Annotated in this window: 2 protein-coding genes; one reads left to right on the plus strand and one right to left on the minus strand. The window is 74.7% G+C overall.

What is annotated here, in order from left to right; genetic code table 11:
* Positions 1-67: 67 nt before the first annotated feature.
* Positions 68-1045, minus strand: coding sequence for a PAC2 family protein (locus tag Ae505Ps2_RS16035; protein ID WP_075553745.1), 978 nt, complete (start codon positions 1043-1045; stop codon positions 68-70).
* 147 nt (positions 1046-1192) lie between these two features.
* Between Ae505Ps2_RS16035 and Ae505Ps2_RS16040 the strand changes: the two genes are divergently transcribed.
* A complete protein-coding gene (locus Ae505Ps2_RS16040) occupies positions 1193-2491 on the plus strand; it encodes an MFS transporter (RefSeq protein ID WP_075307133.1) in 1299 nt (432 codons plus the stop codon).
* Positions 2492-2723 lie beyond the last annotated feature (232 nt).

A 2723-nucleotide genomic window follows, 5' to 3' on the forward strand; every position in this document is an offset into this window, starting at 1 on the left:
CCCGGCGGCCGGGGCCGGGTGCAGCACGCCCTCGCCCTCGGCGGCTGAACCGGCCGGGGCGGACCGGTCAGGTCGCGGGCGGCAGCGGGGGAGCGGGCGGCTCGTGCGGCGGCTCGTCGTCGCCGGACTTCCCGCCGGGCTTGTCGTCGCCCCCGCCGGCGAGGAACCGCTCGAACTCCGCGGCCAGCTCGTCGCCACTGGGCAGCTCGCCGCCCTCCAGGCCGTCCCGCAGGTCACCGGACTCCCGAGCCGCGACGACCTGGTCGTACTGCTCCTCCAGCGCCGACACGACCTGCCCGACCTCCTCCGACCCCGCCATCTGCTCGGCGATCTCGGACTCCGCCTGCTCGGCGGCACGGGTCAGCGTCTCGGTCGGCAGGTAGAGCCCCGCCGACAGCCCCGCGTGGTCCACCAGCACCCGCGCGGCCTGCGGGTACGCCGAGCGCGACAGGTAGTGCGGCACGTGCACGGCGTAACCCACCACGTCCTGCCCGGCCTGCCCGAGGCGGTACTCCAGCAACGCGGCCGCGCTGCCCGGGACGTCGGCGGTCGCGAACCACGGGGTGTGGCCCTCCACCAGCTCCGGGCGGGTGCCGTGCGCGGTCACCCCGATCGGACGGGTGTGCGGCACGGCCATCGGGATGCCCAGCAACGTGATCACCAGCCGGACCCCGAGCTGCTCGACCAGCAGCCCGACCGCGGCGACGAACCGCTCCCACTGCATGTCCGGCTCCGGACCGGCGAGCAGCAGGTACTGCGTGTCCCCGGTGTCGGTCAGCGCGACGACATCGAGCTCCGGCGGGTCGTAGTCGGCCCAGCGGTCGGTCTCGAACCGCAGCGGCGGGCGGCGCGACCGGTAGTCCACGAGCTGGTCGACGTCGAACCGGGCCACCCGGACCGCCTCGCGCTCGTCGGTCAGCGCGCCGACCGCGAGCGCACCGGCGTTGCCGGCGTCGACGAACCCGTCCAGCACGACGATCAGGACCGGCTCGTCGAGAGCCGGCGCGGCCGGGTCGACCTGGTACAGCTGAGCGGGATCGAGCACCGGCGTCCTCCGAGTCGTGGCGTGCACCGCGACCCTATCCGGAGCCCCCTGTGGGCTGCCCGGTCACCGTGTGATCACCGACCCCGTGTGACACGACCCCGCCGGGACGCCCCGGACAGCCGGGATGGACCAGAATGGCCGTCCGTCATGCACTCGTCACGTCGCGCTTACCTCGTCTGGTCCGTCGGTCTGTTCGCCTACGTCGTGGCGGTGCTGCAACGCAGCTCCTTCGGCGTCTCCGGGCTGGAGGCGGCCGACCGGTTCGACGCGTCCCCGACCGTGCTCGCCGGCTTCCTCGTCCTGCAGCTGCTCGTCTACGCCGCCCTCCAGGTGCCGGTCGGGCTGCTCCTCGACCGCTTCGGCGCCCGCACCATGGTGCTCGCCGGCGCCGTCACCATGACCGCGGCGCAGGTGCTCGTCGCCGTCGCCACCTCGCTGCCGCTGGCCGTCGCCGCCCGGGTGCTCGTCGGCGTCGGCGACGCCCTGACCTTCATCTCGGTGCTGTCGGTGCTGTCCACCTGGTTCCCGCCGCGCCGGGTACCGCTGATGACCCAGGTCACCGCCCTGCTCGGCCAGTTCGGCCAGGTGCTCTCCGCGATCCCGCTCGCCACCGTCCTGCACGCCTACGGCTGGACGACGGCGTTCCTGTCCGCCGCCGGGATCGGTGTCGTCGCCGCGCTCGCGGTGCTCGCCGTGCTCCGCGACCGCCCGCCCGGCAGCCCCGCCCCGGCCCCCGCAAGCAGCCCCCGCGAGGTCCTCGACGGCCTCACGGGCGCCTGGGCCCACCCGGGCACCCGGCTCGGGCTCTGGTCGCACGCCGGCACCCAGTTCTCCGGCCTGGTGTTCGCGCTGCTCTGGGGCGTGCCCTACCTCGTCGCCGGGCAGGGGATGAGCCCCGCCGGTGCGTCGGTGATGCTGACCCTGCTCGTCCTCGTCGGGGCCGTCGTCGGGCCGGTGTTCGGCGAGTTCACCGCCCGCCACCCGCTGCGCCGGTCCTGGCTCGTGCTGTCGGTCATCGGCGCGACCGCGCTGGTGTGGACGGTCGTGCTGCTCGTCCCGCCGCCCGCGCCGCTGTGGCTGCTCGTCCTGCTCGTGGTGGTGCTCGCCGCGAACGGCCCCTGCTCCGCGGTCGGCTTCGACTACGCCCGGACGTCCAACCCCGCGCACCGGCGCGGCACCGCCGTCGGGATCGTCAACGTCGGCGGGTTCACCGCCTCGCTCACCACCACGCTGCTGGTCGGGCTCGTGCTCAGCATGTCCGGCGGCTACACCCCCGAGGCGTTCCGGCTGGCCTGGCTCGTGCAGTTCCCGATCTGGGCACTGACCGCCGTCGCGGTCGTCCTCGCGCGACGCAAGGCCCGCCGGGTCATGGCCGCCGAGGGCACCGTCGTCCCGCCGCTCCGGGAGGCGCTGCGCCGCAACCGGCGCCGGAGACGGGTCCGGTAGACGACGACGGGGGCGGGACCCGATCGGTCCCGCCCCCGTCCCCGCCGGGCGGTCTGCTCACCCGGTGCGATCCGCTCGTCCGGCGAGCCTCGCACCGTGCGAACTGCTCGTTCGGCGAGCCTCGCACCGTGCGAACTGCTCGTTCGGCGAGCCTCGCACCGTGCGAACTGCTCGTTCGGCGAGCCTCACACCGTGTGGTCTGCTCGTTCGGCGAGCCTCACACCGTGTGGTC

The organism is Pseudonocardia sp. Ae505_Ps2, assembly GCF_001932425.1.
GTDB lineage: Bacteria > Actinomycetota > Actinomycetes > Mycobacteriales > Pseudonocardiaceae > Pseudonocardia.

Bases quoted from the DNA above. Each gene is read 5' to 3' on its own strand.
- Ae505Ps2_RS16040 (WP_075307133.1), top strand. From the start codon at position 1,193: ATGCACTCGTCACGTCGCGCTTACCTCGTCTGGTCCGTCGGTCTGTTC.